We start from the raw sequence: 17837 nt of genomic DNA, 5'->3' as shown, positions 1-17837 counted from the left end.
ATGCTACGAATGATGTTAAATAGTAAAATTCACAGAGCAGTAGTAACGGAAGCAGACTTAAATTATGTTGGAAGTATTACAATTGATCAAAATATTTTAGATGCAGTTGGTATGCTGCCAAATGAAAAAGTGCATATTGTGAATAATAATAACGGTGCTCGATTTGAGACGTATATTATTGCTGGAGAAAGAGGCAGCGGAGTTATATGTGTGAATGGAGCAGCTGCTCGACTTGTCCAACGTGGTGATATCGTTATTATTCTCTCTTATGCGTATGTTATGAATGAAGAAGCAAAAACACATCAGCCAACTGTCGCTATTATGAATGAAAATAATACGATTAAACAAATTATTCACTATGAGCCTGAAGCAACAGTTATGTAATTTTGAAGCTGGACAATTAAAAGTCCAGCTTTTTTCATTGCATCAAGGAGCTTGTTCTTTTTCACTTTACAAAAAAAAGTGAAAAAGATTACTTAATACATAACCAGATAAAATGTAAAGTAGAAATAGTTTTAATGGAACAGCACGTATGTTATGTAGTATAAATTCTTTTATGCTTGTAGAGGCGATAAGACCAATGGAAACGCCAACAAGTACGCTTTGTGACTTTATCGTGAGGTTTAGATGGTGCCCAATCCATATAAATATACTAAAAAAGACAGATAACCCAATAAAACAAACAAACAACCTCCACAATTTTTCACCTTGTGACAAGACCGCAGATGTAAGTGCAAATCCTTCAGGTAAATGATGAAGAATTGTTGAAGCAGTAACTGTTCCACCAAAAGTAGAGTCCTCTAACAAGTTTCCAATGGTGATACTTAAAGGTATTGTATGTAAAAACATTGCAAGCATTAGCAAAAAAATAGACGTCTTTAAAGGAGTAGATGAATGGAAGGAATCTTTGAGTACTAAAAAAAATAAGTAACCAATTAATATTCCAAGTGTTACACCAAAAGATCCGTATATCTTTAATGCATTAGGAAATATATCGTTAGCAAGTAATCCTACTAAAAAACCTCCGCATAATAGTGATAATGCAACTTCTGAATTAAAGAAAAGTTTAGATATAAACCAAGCTAATACTCCCCCCGTACTTACACTTAAAAAAAGTAATATCCCAAGTGTGATAGCGTTCAATTTTATCCTCCACATGAAATGATTTGTAAAATCTTTCTACAGAATATATGCATGCTGCTCGTTTGTATGATAGACCTAGTTCCTCTATTTTTTCTTACTTTGATTTCATCAAAATTTTCGTTTCTCGAAGGTGAATGTGGTACAATTTTTTTAGAACATAATGAACAGTGAGTTGAGGAATGGTGGAGAATCATAAGTATGCAGTTGTAGATATTGAAACAACAGGCCATTCATCGACGAGTGGTGACCGTATTATTCAACTTGCAATTGTATTTATTAATAATTATCAAATTGTGAATACTTTTTCGACATTTATTAATCCGGAAAAGCCAATTCCCTTTTTTATTCAAGATTTAACTAAAATAAATAATGAAGATGTAGTGAATGCTCCATTATTTGAAGAAGTAGGTTCAGAAATTTTAAACATGCTACAAGATCATATTTTTGTGGCGCATAATATCAATTTTGATCTTTCTTTTTTACAAAGTGAGTTAAAAAGAGTAGGTCTTCCAAAGTTAATATGTAAAACAATGGATACGGTTGAATTCGCGAAACTAATGTTTCCAAATGTGTATAGTTATAAGTTGCAAGATATTGCATCTGAATTACATATTGATTTACAAAAGGCACACCGAGCTGATGATGACGCATTAGCTACGGCACATCTATTATTGAAATGTATCGAACGTCTATCTAGTTTACCGGTTAGAACAATCGAGTTATTACATAAAAGATCTTTTCAACTGAAGTCAAATTTATCGTTACTTTTCTTTGAAGTATTATCAAAAAAAAGAACAGAGTTAGATACAAAAGAGTATCCATTTTATCGTAACATCCCATTAAAACCGGTAAATGAAGATGTACTTGTGCGTCCAATTCGACAAAACTTCCCTTTAGATAAAGCTTCTAAATTAAAGCTGTTTCGATCTAGTTTACCGAATTTTGAAGAAAGACAAGGTCAATTCGAATTAATGGATACGATTCATTTTGCAATGCGCGAAAAAAGGGAAATTGTTTGTGAAGCAGAAACAGGGATTGGTAAAACATTGGGATATTTACTGCCAGCAACCATTTATGCTATGGAAAAGCAAAAACCAGTTATTATTAGCACTTATACAACCCACCTAATAGACCAACTCGTGCTAGAAGAGATTCCGAAACTAAATCAATTATTAGGAGTTCAAACTCGCGTTGCCAAGTTAAAAGGGATGCATCATTATATTGATCTATATCAATTTTGGCAGTATCTCCAACTAGACGATGAATCTTATGATGAAACGTTTGCGATTATGCAAGTATTAGTTTGGTTAACAATTACAGATGAAGGTGACTTAACCGAGCTAAATGTGTCTGGTGGTGGTCAATTATTTGTAGATAAAATTAGAAGAACGAATCGATCAAAATCAGATGATTTAGAAGTTGTTGATTTTTATAAGAGAGCCATTCATAAAAGTGAAACATGCGATATTTTAGTTACGAATCATGCGATGGTGTTAGCGGATCAAGACCGAGAAAATCGATTGTTATCAAATGGATCTGTAACTATCATTGATGAAGCTCATCAATTTATACATGCAAGTATTTCTCGAAAAGAACGAATCTTCTCTTATACAAATTGGAAATATGTACTCGGTCAATTTGGTACGTTAGATACCGATCAATTATTACGTAAACTTTCGAAAGTAAATGTACCTCGTCCTTTACGTGAGCGACTTGAAAAATTGTATGTTGAAGTGATAAATGCTTTCGATGTAGCAGTTTCTTGTATCATTTCATCTGTTCAGCTGATGAATACACGCTCGAAAAATACGAAACGAACAATTTCACTAGATGAAATGAATATAGATCCACCCATTCTCCGTTTAGTTGCCAATTCGATTCAAAGCTTTATCTTATCTGCTAAATCTATTTTAGATTCTTCTTATACGAAGAATGCAACGGATGACGAGGCATCAATTATTTTAAATGAATGGGAATATTGGATAAGAGAGCTAGAGATAAAAGTAAGCGAGTGGGATGAGATTTTTCTACAAGAGGAGTCCATTGAAGCCAAATGGTTAGAAATAGATTCAAGAAGTATTCCAGGAAGTCTTACAATCATTAAAAGACCGTTAAATTTTCAAAATGATATAAAGAAGGCACTTAATCCAATGAGAGAAGCTGTAGCAGTTATTTGGACCTCTGGGACACTTTCTGTACCTTCCAATAGACATTTTGTTACTTCCCAACTTGGTTTATCTGAGAAAATTCACATTCATCAATTTAAAGCATCTGCGGATTATTATAACGGAGCTGAATTACTCATTATTGAAGATATGCCAGATATCCAACATGTATCTCAAAATGAGTATGTTGAATCTGTCGCAGAAGCTATTGTTCAAACCGTACTTGTTTCCGAAGGTAGATGTTTTGTCTTATTCACTTCTCAAGATATGTTACGAAAAACAGTGGAACTAATACAAGACACGAATTTACTTGAGGATTACATGTTATTTGCACAAGGTATGTCTTCTGGGAGTAGAATGCGTTTGTTAAAATCTTTTCAACGTTTTTCCAAATCAGTATTGTTTGGAACAAATAGTTTTTGGGAAGGAGTAGATGTACCAGGAGATGCTCTTTCGGTAATTATTATGGTAAGGCTGCCATTCTCCTCTCCAGATGACCCACTCTTTAAGAAGAGAGCAGAATTACTAACAATAAACGGGCAAAATCCTTTTACAGCATACTCATTACCAGAGGCAGTTCTTCGATTTAGACAGGGATTTGGCCGATTAATTCGTTCCTCAACTGATAAAGGTGTGTTTATCGTGTTAGATAGAAGAATTGAGACAAAGTCTTATGGAAGTGATTTTTTACAAGCGATTCCTAATATACCTATTAAGAAAGTATCACTAGAAGATATGGTCTTAGAGCTTGAAAATTGGTATACTAAGTAAGTATGAGTTTTAGAAAGCGGGTAGAAATATGGAAAACAAAATTGAAGTGCTATCAACTGTAACTGTCAATTATCAAACTGACTTATATAAAATAGTTGATGTATTAAATCGTACTTTAAAAGAAAACGATTTAATGTTCGGACTAGCACTAGATAAGCAAGATCAAGAAAAAGCTGTATTTACTATTTATAGGACGTAACAAATGATTGTAAAAAGATGGTTATTGTTTATTGTTGTGTTTGCGATTAGTTTAACGATTATTCTTGCCTTACTCATTTATTTTCAAGCGAAAGCACCATTTAGTGCTGCAAATGAAGAAGCCGAAACATATGTATTAAAAAATGATTTATTGTCCCATATAGAGGATTCATATGTTTACAATAGCACGGCAACCTTCCACACGGTTATTGGTCAAACTGCAAAAGGGGATACGAAAGCACTTTTTATCCCTGAAAAGAAAACCGACGAAGCTATTATGGAAGTCAACATGAAGGACGGCATATCGAAGGAACAGGCAATAGAAATTGCAATGAAAGATGAAAAAAATAGTAAACTTTTACACGCAAAACTTGGAGTGGAAGAAATAGGACCGGTTTGGGAAATATCTTATATTAATAAAGAGGATAATCTCAGCTATGTCTATCTATTATTCGATAATGGTGATTGGTGGAAACGAATTTCAAATTTATAAGTAAATCTTTTAATTTTTGGAGGATAAGATGAAAAAAATAATGATTAAAGAAATGGCCAACCATGTTGGAGAAACAGTAAAACTAGGTGCTTGGCTTGCAAATAAACGTTCAAGTGGAAAAATTGCATTTTTACAGTTACGTGATGGTTCTGGATTTGTGCAAGGTGTTGTTGTAAAAGAAGAAGTAGGCGAAGAAATTTTTCAAACTGCTAAAGGCTTAACTCAAGAGACATCTATGTATGTAATTGGTGAAGTAACAAAAGACGAACGATCTTCTTTTGGATATGAATTACAAGTTAAAGAAATTGAAGTTATTCATGCAGCAGTTGATTTTCCAATTACACCAAAAGAACATGGAACGGAATTTTTAATGGACAACCGTCATCTATGGCTTCGTTCAAGAAAACAACATGCAATTATGAAAATTCGAAACGAGATTATTCGTGCTACATATGAGTTTTTTAACAATAACGGTTTCGTTAAAATGGATCCACCTATTTTAACTGGATCTGCACCTGAAGGAACTTCGGAATTATTTCATACGAAATATTTTGACGAAGACGCGTATCTTTCTCAATCAGGTCAACTATATATGGAAGCTGCTGCTATGGCACTTGGAAAAGTATTCTCTTTTGGACCTACTTTCCGTGCAGAAAAGTCGAAAACTCGTCGTCATTTAATAGAATTTTGGATGATTGAACCAGAGATGGCTTTTGTGGAATTCGAAGAAAATCTAGAAGTACAAGAACAATATGTTGAATATATCGCTCAAGCTGTACTGAAAAACTGTACATTGGAATTAGAGCGTTTAGGCCGTGATGTTTCGAAATTGGAAAACATTAAAGCTCCGTTCCCAAGAATCTCTTACGATGATGCGATTAAATTTCTACATGAAAAGGGCTTTGATGATATCCAGTGGGGCGATGATTTTGGTTCTCCTCATGAGACAGCGATTGCTGAAAGCTACGATAAACCAGTATTCATTACACATTATCCAGTAGGCATTAAGCCATTCTATATGCAGCCACATCCAGACAGAGATGATGTTGTGTTATGTGCAGACTTAATAGCACCGGAAGGTTATGGCGAAATTATTGGTGGATCAGAGCGTATTCATGACTATGAATTATTAAAACAACGTTTAGAAGAGCATGGTTTAGATGAAGCAGCTTATGCTTGGTATTTAGAACTTCGTAAGCAAGGTTCAGTACCTCACTCTGGATTTGGTCTTGGTTTAGAAAGAACAGTTGCTTGGTTAAGTGGAGCAGAGCACGTACGTGAGTCAATTCCATTCCCACGTTTACTTAATAGATTATACCCATAATGATATATTTGCTACGATAATTTTATTGGGCAAGAAGATATTACGACCTTATAGAAAAATAATATATTTTGTACTATTTTAAGAAAGGGAGACGAGTATGCAAAAGCGAGATCGACTCCGTATTTGGACAGAGCAGGGAAATGTAACCATTTCCCAGCTTTTTTTTAGCTATTATAAAATGATTGATGTAAAGGATGAAGAAGCTATTTTACTTTTACATTTAATCGCATTTGGAGAGGCTGGAAATCACTTTCCTACACCTCTAAACTTAGTAGAACGTACACATTTCGATGAAAATAAAGTTGTTAGTATATTGCAACGTCTAGTTCAAAAAGGTTTTGTTCAAATTGAGCAGCAGATTGATGAAAATGGTGTGCGTTATGAATACTATAATTTCCAATATTTATGGAATCTTCTGCTTAACTGTGCGGAGCAAGAAGAAAATAGCGAAGAAGATCAATTATTGGAAGTAGAAGAAGGTACAATTTATAAATTATTTGAAGAGGAATTTGGTAGGCTCTTATCTCCAATGGAATATGAAACAATAGGTATGTGGTTCGATCAAGATCAACATACCCCTTCGCTAATTCGTTTAGCCCTAAAAGAAGCGGTATTGTCACAAAAACTTAGTTTACGCTATATCGACCGTATTTTATTTGAATGGAAGAAAAAAAATATCAAAACGGTAGAAGCAGCAGAAAAACAAACATCTAATTTTAGACAACAAATACCTATTCAGAAACAAGCTGAACATAATTCCAATTCAACAAAAGTTTCTTTTTATAATTGGTTAGAAGAAAGAGAGTAGGTGGGAAAATGCTTACGAAAGCACAATGGCATTATTGCCTAGATGAGATGGAGCGGATGTTCCCTGATGCTCATTGTGAGCTCGTTCATGAAAATCCATTCGAATTACTTGTAGCTACATTATTATCTGCACAATGTACAGATGTATTGGTGAACAAAGTAACAAAAAGTTTATTCCAAAAATATAAAAAGCCTGAGGATTATTTAGCGGTTTCAATTGAGGAGCTGCAAGATGATATTCGTTCAATTGGTTTATATCGTAACAAGGCAAAAAATATTCAGGCATTAAGTAAACAGCTTATAGAATTATATGAGGGTGAAGTTCCGGCAAATAGAGACTTGCTTACTACCTTTCCAGGGGTCGGCCGTAAAACAGCGAATGTAGTCGTCTCCGTCGCATTTGATATTCCTGCAATTGCTGTGGACACACATGTAGAACGAGTTACTAAACGTTTAGGTCTCTGCAGATGGAAAGATTCCGTACTTCAAGTCGAAGAAACACTAATGAAAAAAACGCCAATAGAATTGTGGTCAAAAGCTCATCATCAACTAATTTTTTTCGGCCGATATCATTGTAAAGCTCAAAACCCGAACTGTCCTGAATGCCCACTTCTTTCAGTATGTAGAGAAGGAAAGAAAAGGATGAAAAATGTACTCTAAACACGATAACTTAACAGAGTGGAAAAAGATAAGAGAGAAACTAGTTACTCTTTACAAAGAGAATGATTCTTCTAAAGGTGAGTTCATGGAGAAGGGTATCAGTTTACTAGAGGATATAGTTAGTAAGAACACGGATGCCTCCCCGATAAATATGGAAGAACGATTTCATTTTATTAAATCCAATAAGCATATCTACACTGCATTTCGACAGTTAGATGAAATGTTCAAAGAAACTGAAAAGAGAATAGCTTCGTTAAAAGCTCAAAAACATCATAAATAAAAAGATGCTGGTTTCGTTATGAACCAGCATCTTTTTTTATAAGAATGTTGAATTTTGGTATTACTGTTTTCGGATTTATTTGGACAAGATGACTACTACACACAATTATCGCAATTTCTGTATGTTAGGAACGTGACTAAGTCATGTCCTCACCAACCTATCAGTAATCGTGATCGTATGGCTGTCATCTGTCGGTAGCCTTCGTACAACCCCTAGAGATTTATTACTATAAAAGATATCCAATTAAGCTGAAATTAATAGGATGGCTTTATAGCTTTTGTTAAAAGATAAGAAAGTATATAAAATTGATGTACTATGAACCTAGTGTTTATAGTACTTTTACTAGGATTAGTAAAGACTTGTAAGGGCGCTGAAAGAGTGTCATTCCAATAAATTATCTATCAAATAGCCGCTACGAGAATCCTCCCTCGCTTCGCAGGGGACTGAAAAGTCCGAAGGGTTATCCAATAGTCCAATAAATAAGAAAATCGTTGAAACGGCTCCCTTTCCGGAGGCCACTGAAAAACCAAAATTCAGAAAATAAAGTCACCACTTGAGAAGTATATTTGTATCAAAATTGGCATGACGTCCCCATAAACACCCTAAAAAGTGAAGGAATTATGGGATTTCGTTTTTATTTTTTGAAAAAAAGTGACTTTTTCAGTGACCTCCCTTTCCGCGGGCGTTTCCTCAACCTCCTCGCGGTGGGTGCTAGTTGATTGGAGGGGAAGGCGGCGACTCCAGCCGGAATAGCAATGTTTTCTGCACTGAAAGCGAAGCGGCAGGTGCATGAGCTGAAGACCCTGGACTGAGCGTAGCGAAATTAATTTTTGCGACGAGCTTGCGCAGGAGCAAGGGAAGCGGCTGAAGCCATGCCGGCGGAAAGCGTCCGCCTGGATCGGAAATCAACGATTTCCCAATAAAAAGAGAGTATGTGAACAACTTGTCATTCACCATACTCTCTATGAAATCTCTTGGAGGACTTTTTCAGTGCCCTCGCTTCGCTCCGGGCGGGGCTCGTCTGTTTCGCTTTGAACTGCACCCTTAATATTGGACTTAAAAATCTAATAAAAGAGGTGCAGTTTATGATTTCTGATGAACAAAAATTAGTAGCATCTCTAAATTGAGAAGTGGAGAGCGGCGCCCGAAATTGAATCTTCGCGCGCCGCTCTCTAGGTAGATAGTATCTATTCTTTCATTAACCTAAAGCAAAGCCACCTGACTCCAACCGTTTCGAGCGGGAGACGGACAAACGACAGCTATAGGATTACCGAAAAAGAGGGACGGGAAGTGGTTTGCCACTTCCCGTCCCTCATAAAACTTATCCGGTAATAAGATGGCCGACATGCTGTCCAAAGCACGATAGAAACGATGAAGACAAGATGCAAAAGGGTGCTTCTGCACTTTTCTTATTACGGATTTGATCCTTCTGGCTCGGTAGGTTCAGTAGGAGGTACTATATCTCCAGGTGAAGTGGTACCACCTGAATTATCTTCAGATGATCCATCGCTACCGTTTCCGTCACCATTGCCGTTTCCATTTCCACTGCCGTTGTTGTTACCATTTCCATTATTGCTGGAGTCCCCAGGATTTTCATTTCCTCCATTTTCAGCAGGAGGTATTTCTTCTAGATCTTCTTCAACAACTGCTTCCAGTGTTAAGGATATAGAAGTAGGTTCACTTCGGACATCCTCGGAAACTGCTGTGACAGAGAATACATACGTACTTCCTGGTATTAGACTTTGAACGATCAGTCCCATTTGGTCTGTTGTTTGAAGAACTTCATTAGGACCATTGTCTATTGCAACAGACACTTCAAATTTTACATCGACATCTTGATCTTCTGGCTTTTCAAAATCCCATGATAGTGTTGCAGTAGAAGTTATTTCATCATAGTTTACTTTTAAATTAGTCGGAGCATTTAGCTCTAGTTTTTTATATTTTTCGGAAACAGAAGTTGGTTCTGTTCCTTTTACAAACAACTCTGTATACTTCATGTCATCAGGAGTGAATTCACTTGCTAACTGAAGTGGATCAGTTCCTTTTTCAATTGTTGCTTCTACAACGGAATTAGGCTTTTTAAACTTTTCAGTTGTTTTTCCGTCTGAAATATTACCCATTACTTGTTTAAATATCTTTTGTGGTAAGTAACGTTCTTCATTTGTTGTCATTGGCGTTTTTATGTCGGGATATCCAGCCCATACAGCAATTGAATAATTCGTTGTATAACCAGCAAACCAAACATCCGGGAAGGCACTTTTTGGTAAATTCCAAGATGACATTTGATTGGAATCATAATTGGAAGTACCAGATTTACCTGCAATATCTAATCCGCTAACAGCTGCTTTTTTTGCAGTCCCTTTTGTTAATACATCTCTTAAGACATCCGTCACCATATAAGCTGTGGAATCTTTCATAACAGGCTTTGATTCAGGACGATAATTTTTTTCTGTCTTTCCATCACGATAAACGATTTTATTAATTGCATATGGCTCTGTATGGACACCATTGTTACCAAACGCTGCATATGCTCCAGCCATTTGAATTGGAGACATTGATTTAGATGTTCCACCAATTGCACTACTTTCTGTTACATCTCCAATATCAATTCCAAATCGATTAATAAATTCTTTTGCGTTTTTAGTCCCGACTTCTTTTAATGTTTTTACAGCAGGGACGTTTTGAGAATTATAAAGTGCTTCACGCATCGTCATAGCACCTCTATATTTCCCACTAAAGTTACGAACTACTTGATCGGTGCCAGTGTACTTAATTTCTTCATCAACAATTGTATGGCCAGTTGACCAGTTTAGAAATTCAATCGCAGGACCATAATCCAGTAAAGGCTTAATAGTAGAACCAGGTGATCGAAGTTTCATATCATAAGCGTAGTTGTATCCACGAATTGCTCCGTAATTTCGTCCACCACCAACTGCAGCAATTGCACCAGTCTTCGTATCGATTACTGCAACAGCTGACTGAATATCTTCTGTTGGGAACATATCAGAGTTTAAAGTTGCTTCTACTTGTTTTTGTGCATCTGGCTGTAGTGTTGTATGAATTGTTATACCATCCGAAATGGAATCTCCATCTCCATGTTTTTCTAACTCATCTAATACAACATCAATAAAGGCATCATATTTAGAATTCTGTTTAGCAACACGTTGATCTTCAGGGAGTAAAGTGTCCTCGATTGGTATTGCTTGTGCTGCTTTCATTTCTTCTTCTGTAATTTTGCCATGAAGATTCATCAGATGAAGAACGATATTTCTACGTTTTTCTGCAAGGTCAGGATTTTTAAATGGATTATAATTATTTGGGCTTTGTGGCATCCCTGCAAGGACTGCAAATTGATCTAATGTTAAGTCCTTTAATTCTTTTCCGTAAAAATATTGAGCTGCTGTTCCAAAACCGTAAATTCTTCCAGACATTAATACTTTGTTAAAGTACATTTCAAAAATTTCTTCTTTTTCGTATTTACGCTCTAATTGAATAGCAAGATATGCTTCTTGTGCTTTTCGCTTTAACGTTTTTTCATTCGTTAAGAACGAGTTTTTTATAACTTGTTGTGTCAGTGTACTTGCACCTTGAGAACCAAACCCGCTGGTGAAGTTTGCAAGTACTGCCTTCCCTAAACGTAAGAAATCGACACCCATATGATCATAGAAACGTGCATCTTCCGTAGCAAGAATAGCATCTTCCATTTGTTTAGGAATTTCATCGTATGGTACGTACTCTCTATTTTCGGCACCTACAGTTGCAAATAAGTCTCCATTTGCATCTAGAAGTTTCGGACTTATAGGATCCTTCAATGACGTCTCATCTAACTCTGGTGCTGTGCTTGCGTAAAAAGCAAAGAGTGCACCGCCTCCTATACCGGCTAGAACACCTAAAGCAATCAATGTAATAAATATTCGTTTAATCCATAGTTTTATAGGTTTTTTTGTTTGCTTTTGTTGTTGTAATTCTTTTCTTCGTTGTTCACGAGTTCTTTTTTGCTCACTCATAAACGTCTCCTCACTTTCACTTTATACAGACAAGTTCTTAACTATTTCTAAATAATCAATTCTTGGTGCATATTTGGGGGATATTTCTATTGCATGTTCTTCAAATTCAGATAAGGCAATAGATTTTCGTCCTCCTGTTTGCATTCTATCCCAAAATAGACCTAAATGTTCAAATGGCAAATAAAAATAACGATTAATAGCAGAAAAGCGAACAAGTAAGAAACAAATACCATGTTGTTTAACCACTTTTCTCATATGTTCCACTTGATGAAGATGAACATTTTTTAAAGGAAATGCTGTTCTATTTTCCGTTTCTTTTGCTTCAAAGTCAATATATTTCCCTTCGTACACTCCATTAAAGTCGGTTGTAGAAGCAGTTCGATAGTATGCTTCCTTTATAACAGCGCTACTTCTACTTGGATAATCTACTTTAACGACCTGAATTGGAATCGGTTTTTTATAGATTACGGCAATTCCATGTGTCAGGTAGTACTCATTAGCATCGTTTATTTCATCCTCTAATGTCTTACCCCTATTACTAAAAGAATAATCCTTTTTCTTTACTATTGATTGATCTTTTTTTGGAGTGTATACCTTTCCATTTGGATAACGAATAGCCAAGCTGCTCACCTCTTTATGCTATTAGTTTATCACAAGTTAATTAGACGTTAATGAAACAAATATAGTTTCATTATTCTATTTGAAAAAATAAATAAATCGAATTACAGTAAATTCAACTACTTATCTTAGGAAGTGTCGACACCGCACTAGTTTTGTCTGTTCGAAAGAACGTTTGTCGACGGGGGAGGTATTGAACAATTAATACGGAACATACTTATAAATAAAGGGGGAGTATAGGATGAATAAAATTGAACGTTTAATTGACCAACTAGAATTGTTGGAGTATTTACTTGAAAGTCGCTTACATGATGAACAGGATAAGTTCGAAGAGAATTTTAGCAAATCATCCTTTCATTTACTTGCAAAGATTGAAAAAATTGAAAATAAATTATAAAGAATGTATGTTCGTTGAAACTAGTAATATGCCTTCGAATTTGTTAAACTATTACTAGAATGCGAGGGATTATTTTGTCATTAGCAGATTTAAGTAAACAGTTGTTAGGCGAATGTGATGATTGTATCATTCGTTTTGAATCATATAGAGAAGAAGATAAAGATCCAGATTTTTTTCAAGAAGTTCGTCCACACGCGTATTATATAGACGAACTTCTCCTTGAATGGGAAAATCTTGTCCGGAAATGGATTCAAGTAAAAAGGCCAAAGTATGTACATCCAAGCCAAATAAATTCTTTAGTTGAATCCATGAAACAGTTTATAGTTCAATCCTATTATAAGGGTACAAGTAAAAAACGGTTTTATAAATCCATACATTCTTCAAAGTATACTTTAGAAACGATTATTCAGGCGATAAAGGAAGTAGGGGACGAACATGCATAAACAACAGACAATTCAACAGTTATTAGATGGCTGGAAAATAGATGGAAATCGAAATTCAAAAATTGTGCATGTTCATACTACTGAAGAGAAAAAGGCAAAATATGCTCCTTTTCCAGACAAAATGCATCCATCCTTGCAAAAAGCATTAGTTAGTCGGGGAGTAGACCAATTATATATTCACCAAAGACAAGCGTTTGATGCTGCAGTCTCTGGCGATTCCTATACGACAATCACACCTACTGCCTCTGGTAAATCTCTTTGTTATCATCTACCGGTTCTACAGTCGATATTAGACGACCCCACCTCTCGAGCTATTTATTTATTTCCTACAAAAGCATTGGCCCAAGATCAAAAAAGTGATTTACAGCATCTAATTGAAGCTAGTGGGGAAGAAATTTTAAGTTATACATACGATGGGGATACGGAGCCAGGGATTAGACAAAAAGTACGGAAGTCTGGACATATCGTTTTAACGAATCCGGATATGCTACACTCAGGTATACTTCCTCATCATACAAAATGGGTATCTCTCTTTGAAAACTTAAAATATATAGTAATAGACGAAATACATACATATAAAGGTGTTTTTGGTAGTCACGTTTCACATGTCATTAGAAGGTTAAAAAGGATTTGTGAGTTTTATGGGAGTAATCCACAGTTTATTTGTACATCTGCAACCATTAAAAATCCAAAAGAACTTGCGGAGTCTTTAACGAATACGACGCATAAACTAATCGATGAAAATGGAGCACCTGCTGGTAGAAAACATTTTGTATTCTATAATCCACCTGTCATACACCCTGTATTTAATGTACGTAGAAGTGCTGTTTTAGAAGTACGAGATTTAGCGCAAGAACTGTATGTGAATGGAATTCAAACAATTGTGTTTGCGAAAAGTAGAGTCCGAGTAGAAATGCTTGTTACTTACTTACAAGCATTAGTAAGTAAAAAGATTAATGATCAATCAATTCGTGGCTATCGTGGTGGCTATTTGCCTTCTGAAAGAAGAACGATTGAAAAAGGCTTACGTGAAGGAATAATTCGTACAGTAGTAAGCACGAATGCACTTGAACTTGGGGTCGATATAGGCCAATTACAGGCTTGTATTATGACTGGATACCCGGGTAATATAGCAAGCGCTTGGCAGCAAGCTGGAAGAGCGGGTAGAAGACAAGATGAAGCGCTAATTATTTACGTTGCGCAGTCGACTGCATTAGACCAATATGTCGTGAATCATCCATCCTATTTTTTAGGGCAGTCTCCGGAAGAAGTTCGAATTCATCCTGATAACATGATTATTTTGATGGATCATTTGAAATGTGCAGCTTTTGAGTTACCCTTTTCTACGCTAGATTCATATGCTGAGTTTTCTGTGCAAGAGTTATTAGCATTTTTAGAAGAAGAAAGTGTTTTGTTAAAAACAGCGGATAAATGGCACTGGATGTCTGAAAGCTTTCCAGCAAGCAATATTAGTTTGCGTTCTGCATCGCAAGAAAATGTTATCATTATTGATCAATCTATACCTTCACGTACACGTGTAATTGGGGAAATGGATCAGTATAGTGCGATGACTTTGCTTCATGAAGAGGCTATTTATCTACATCAAGGGACACAATTTCAAGTGGAAAAACTAGATTGGGAAGAAAAGAAGGCTTTTGTTCGAGAGGTAGATGTAGATTATTTCACAGATGCGAATATAGCTGTTGAATTAAAAGTGTTAAGTGAAGACAAAGAAAGAGTAGTAAATGTTGGAGCATTGCAGTATGGCGATATAATCGTTCTTGCTCAACCAACCATATTCAAAAAAATTAAGTTTGACACACATGACAATATTGGATCTGGAAAAATTCATTTACCTCCTATAGAATTGCATACTTCTTCTACATGGTTTACTTTTGACAAACCTACAGATTGGACAGATACTTTGCTATCAGATGCTATGACCGGAGTTGCTTATGCGTTGCATTCGTTTATTCCATTGTTCATTCATTGTGATGCAAAAGACATTCATGTAGTTCCACAAGTTAAATCTATTAATATGGAGAAGCCAACCTTCTATGTATACGATAGTTATCCTGGAGGAATTGGTTTATCTGAAAGAATGTTTGATTTATGGGACGAATTAGTTCCAAAAGTAACAGAGCAAGTGGAAAATTGTTCATGTTCAAATGGTTGCCCAGCTTGTATAGGGGCACAAGATGCAGCCTTAAATTTGAAAAAAGAAGTAACGAAACTACTCTCCTTTTTGCAGGTAAAAGAAAATGTCTTATGAAAAGAAACTAATGCAAATGAAAGGTCTTGTAAAAAAGAATTCTCCAAGCGAGCAAACAAAAAAGGAAGTGCCTAACACTGTGCTTCCTTTTTATACGGAAATGTGGGAGAAAGCAGGACTAAGTTTAATACAAAATGAGCATGGATTTTTATTTGTGAAAGAAATTTTTTATCCGGAGCAGCATATACATGGAAATATTGAGCTGCAAAGATTAACAGAAGCTGTATCGTTTATGCAAGAAAAATATCCAGGTCATCCATTAACGTTTTCTCCCAATAGTGCTTTTTGTTTTTATGATATTGAAACAACAGGTTTAAGAGGGACAGGAGTACTCATTTTTTTAAATGGTGTATTGAACAAAGTGGAAAACGGCTTCCTTTTAACACAATATGTCTTAGCAGATCCTAGTCAGGAATCCGCTTTTTTATTTGCATCTGATTTTTGGAAAGAATCTAAAACAATCGTTACGTATAACGGAAAAAGTTTTGATATTCCGCAGTTAGTATCGAGATGGACGATGAATCGTAATTTCATTCCGAAGCTTAAAATCCATGAGCAAATTGATTTAATGCACTCTTCTAAAAGAATTTGGAAAGGGGATTTGGATAGATTCAAGTTGAAGCAAGTAGAGGAACAGAAACTTGGGTTTGTTAGAAAGGATGATATACCGGGACATCTTGCACCAATTATTTATTTCGATGCAGTGAAACACGGAAATCCGAGTAATTTGATGAAAGTATTAAAGCATAATGAATGGGATATTTTATCTTTAGTAACTCTCTATATATTAACAGTAGAGTTATTAAAAGAGAATGAGGTAGTAGAATCTGCGATTACGTATACGAATATCGGGAAATGGTTTCAAGATTTAAAAACGATGCAAGCAGGTTTTGACTGGTTTCAATTTGTTGTGAGAAACTTTTCAAGTAAAGATGTGAGCTTAGCATATTATTATGTTGGTTTGCATTTAAAACGAAGGAAGTTATATGATGAGAGTATAAAAGCTTTCTTGGAAGCTTTAAAAGAAATTGATGGGAAATATCGTATAGAAGTTTTTATAGAGTTGGCGAAATTATTTGAACATCAGGAAAAAAATTACGATATGGCATTACAAATGACAGATCAGTGTATGGCCTATATAGAAAGCTTGTATAAATCGTTTCACCTTACAAATTTTGAACGCCATAAGCAAGATAATCTTAAAAGAAGAAAAAGAATTATTCGCAAAATAAATATTTCCCGGGAAACCGCACAACCTAACAAAAAGCGCGGAGAAATGCCTTAAAATGCTCCATTATTCGACACCATTATGCTATAATACGATTAGCGAAAAGTAGATGGAAGGAAGATGCCATATGGAAATGAAATTAAAGGCTTCAGATATACTAGAAAAAGAATTTAAAACGGGCTTAAGAGGATACAACCAAGAGGAAGTTGACACTTTCTTAGATGATATTATTCAAGATTACGAGGCATTTGAAAAGAAAATTTCCCAACTTCAATTAGAAAATAAAAAACTTAAAGAAGAAATCGCAGATACACCTAAAAGAACCCAACAAGCCCCGCAAGCAGGTGCAACAAATTTTGATATTCTAAAAAGATTATCACATTTAGAAAAGCATGTATTTGGTAGCAAATTGTACGAATAATTATATTAATTCATAGATATTGTAACAAGGACATACTTGGTATATAATAAATAGACCACTTATATATTCGGGCAATCGCTGCAATGCTAGACATTGTAGAGGAAAGTCCATGCTCACACAATTCTGCGATGAATGTAGTGTTCGTGCTTAGTGAAAAAATAAACTAAGGCAGCTAATTTAGCTGACGGCGGGATGAAGGCCTAAGTCTTTGGATATGGCTGACAATCCCTGAAAGTGCCACAGTGACGGAGCTGTATAGGAAACTATACAGGTGGAACGAGGTAAACCCCACGAGTGAGAAACCCAAATAATGGTAGGGGCATCTTCTTGAAGGAAATGAACGGATAGAAGAACAGATGATATTCTGTAGATAGATGATTGCCATCTACATCGTACGAGGTATAGCGCCGTTTGAGTACCGTAGAGACAAAACATGGCTTATTGAGTGTATGAGTGGCTAATTATTATATATAAAAAAGAAGCTCTCCATTCTAGGAGAGCTTTTCTATTCTTACATACAACAAAAGAATCGCGCTATCTATTACCAGTGGTAAGTAAATTCGAGTTTACCACGAGCTTACGCAAGGTAACCTTGACATAAACTGTGCCT

16 protein-coding genes and 1 other RNA gene are annotated in these 17837 nt (G+C 35.6%); 14 read left to right on the top strand and 3 right to left on the bottom strand.

Annotated features, from left to right (window positions below):
- Positions 1 to 384: an aspartate 1-decarboxylase gene (gene panD, locus FG384_RS11080; protein ID WP_142642661.1), complete on the top strand. Its 384-nt coding sequence runs from the start codon at positions 1 to 3 to the stop codon at positions 382 to 384.
- A 66-nt stretch (positions 385 to 450) separates the two neighbouring features.
- Here panD and FG384_RS11075 read toward each other — a convergent pair whose 3' ends face one another.
- Positions 451 to 1143, bottom strand: coding sequence for a ZIP family metal transporter (locus FG384_RS11075; RefSeq protein WP_142642660.1), 693 nt, complete (start codon positions 1141 to 1143; stop codon positions 451 to 453).
- Between the two features lie 179 nt (positions 1144 to 1322).
- Between FG384_RS11075 and dinG the strand changes: the two genes are divergently transcribed.
- The 7 genes from dinG (at position 1323) to FG384_RS11040 (ending at position 7841) form a co-directional block, all read left to right on the top strand.
- Positions 1323 to 4079, top strand: coding sequence for an ATP-dependent DNA helicase DinG (gene dinG, locus FG384_RS11070; protein WP_142642659.1), 2757 nt, complete (start codon positions 1323 to 1325; stop codon positions 4077 to 4079).
- Positions 4080 to 4107: 28 nt separating this feature from the next.
- Positions 4108 to 4278, top strand: a complete 171-nt coding sequence (locus FG384_RS11065; protein ID WP_142642658.1) for a YpmA family protein — start codon at positions 4108 to 4110, stop codon at positions 4276 to 4278.
- A 3-nt stretch (positions 4279 to 4281) separates the two neighbouring features.
- Entirely contained in the window at positions 4282 to 4770 is a 489-nt protein-coding gene (locus FG384_RS11060; protein WP_142642657.1) for a cell wall elongation regulator TseB-like domain-containing protein, read from the top strand.
- A gap of 28 nt (positions 4771 to 4798) precedes the next feature.
- The gene (gene asnS, locus FG384_RS11055; protein WP_142642656.1) at positions 4799 to 6094 is read left to right on the top strand and encodes an asparagine--tRNA ligase; all 1296 of its coding nucleotides are present in this window, start codon (positions 4799 to 4801) and stop codon (positions 6092 to 6094) included.
- Positions 6095 to 6191: 97 nt separating this feature from the next.
- Positions 6192 to 6902, top strand: a complete 711-nt coding sequence (locus FG384_RS11050; RefSeq protein WP_142642655.1) for a DnaD domain-containing protein — start codon at positions 6192 to 6194, stop codon at positions 6900 to 6902.
- Positions 6903 to 6910: 8 nt separating this feature from the next.
- Complete coding sequence (nth, locus tag FG384_RS11045; protein ID WP_142642654.1) at positions 6911 to 7561, top strand: endonuclease III; 651 nt, start codon at positions 6911 to 6913, stop codon at positions 7559 to 7561.
- Entirely contained in the window at positions 7551 to 7841 is a 291-nt protein-coding gene (locus tag FG384_RS11040; RefSeq protein ID WP_142642653.1) for a YpoC family protein, read from the top strand. Before nth ends, FG384_RS11040 begins: the two co-directional genes overlap by 11 nt.
- Before the next feature lie 1412 nt (positions 7842 to 9253).
- Here FG384_RS11040 and FG384_RS11035 read toward each other — a convergent pair.
- Both FG384_RS11035 and recU read right to left on the bottom strand, forming a co-directional pair.
- Positions 9254 to 11848, bottom strand: a complete 2595-nt coding sequence (locus FG384_RS11035; protein WP_142642652.1) for a PBP1A family penicillin-binding protein — start codon at positions 11846 to 11848, stop codon at positions 9254 to 9256.
- A 21-nt stretch (positions 11849 to 11869) separates the two neighbouring features.
- Positions 11870 to 12469: a Holliday junction resolvase RecU gene (recU, locus tag FG384_RS11030; protein ID WP_142642651.1), complete on the bottom strand. Its 600-nt coding sequence runs from the start codon at positions 12467 to 12469 to the stop codon at positions 11870 to 11872.
- A gap of 238 nt (positions 12470 to 12707) precedes the next feature.
- Between recU and FG384_RS19810 the strand changes: the two genes are divergently transcribed.
- The 6 genes from FG384_RS19810 (at position 12708) to rnpB (ending at position 17673) form a co-directional block, all read left to right on the top strand.
- Positions 12708 to 12863, top strand: a complete 156-nt coding sequence (locus tag FG384_RS19810; RefSeq protein WP_166462430.1) for a hypothetical protein — start codon at positions 12708 to 12710, stop codon at positions 12861 to 12863.
- A gap of 74 nt (positions 12864 to 12937) precedes the next feature.
- A complete protein-coding gene (locus tag FG384_RS11025) occupies positions 12938 to 13306 on the top strand; it encodes a YppE family protein (protein WP_240793403.1) in 369 nt (122 codons plus the stop codon).
- Positions 13299 to 15578 carry a DEAD/DEAH box helicase gene (locus tag FG384_RS11020; RefSeq protein ID WP_142642649.1) on the top strand — a complete coding sequence of 760 codons (2280 nt, stop codon included), beginning with the start codon at positions 13299 to 13301 and terminating at the stop codon, positions 15576 to 15578. Before FG384_RS11025 ends, FG384_RS11020 begins: the two co-directional genes overlap by 8 nt.
- On the top strand, positions 15568 to 16863 hold the full coding sequence (locus FG384_RS11015) for a ribonuclease H-like domain-containing protein (protein ID WP_142642648.1): 1296 nt from the start codon (positions 15568 to 15570) through the stop codon (positions 16861 to 16863). Before FG384_RS11020 ends, FG384_RS11015 begins: the two co-directional genes overlap by 11 nt.
- Before the next feature lie 70 nt (positions 16864 to 16933).
- Complete coding sequence (gpsB, locus tag FG384_RS11010; RefSeq protein WP_142642647.1) at positions 16934 to 17227, top strand: cell division regulator GpsB; 294 nt, start codon at positions 16934 to 16936, stop codon at positions 17225 to 17227.
- A gap of 63 nt (positions 17228 to 17290) precedes the next feature.
- Positions 17291 to 17673: RNase P RNA component class B (gene rnpB / locus FG384_RS11005), an RNA gene on the top strand.
- Positions 17674 to 17837 lie beyond the last annotated feature (164 nt).

Origin of the sequence: Psychrobacillus vulpis (assembly GCF_006861825.1) — a bacterium.
Classification (GTDB): Bacteria; Bacillota; Bacilli; order Bacillales_A; family Planococcaceae; genus Psychrobacillus; species Psychrobacillus vulpis.
The sequence above is the reverse complement of the archived record's forward strand: the minus strand, read 5'-3'. Positions and strand labels throughout refer to the sequence as shown.